Genomic DNA, 271 nt, shown 5'->3' with positions numbered 1-271 from the left:
CCAGAAGGGTGCATTCCCCCTTTAAGGGGTACTTTGTTTTCTGTTAATTTTGTAAAAGTACATGCTGCGTGATTATTTTCCATATCAAGCCAATTATGTTGAAGGCCCCATATAGCATAAGGTTGTGCTTTTAGTTCTCTTAATGCCGCAGCTCGTAAATTTGCAGCAATGCTACCATTTTCTTGATTTAATTGATTTTGAACAGCTAAAGCCCTTGCCTTAATATCGCTTATATCACTATCCTGATAAATTACAACGCCCCGAGCCTGAC

1 protein-coding gene is annotated in these 271 nt (G+C 39.1%); it reads right to left on the bottom strand.

Annotation, left to right across the window (positions count from 1 at the left end; all coding sequences use genetic code 11):
- Positions 1–271: hypothetical protein (locus NLF92_RS13015; RefSeq protein ID WP_254102642.1), on the bottom strand; the 271-nt coding region annotated here is incomplete at both ends.

This window comes from Opacimonas viscosa (genome assembly GCF_024199005.1).
Taxonomy (GTDB): domain Bacteria; phylum Pseudomonadota; class Gammaproteobacteria; order Enterobacterales; family Alteromonadaceae; genus Opacimonas; species Opacimonas viscosa.
Note: the sequence above shows the minus strand (reverse complement) of the source record. Positions and strands in the feature narration are given on the sequence as shown.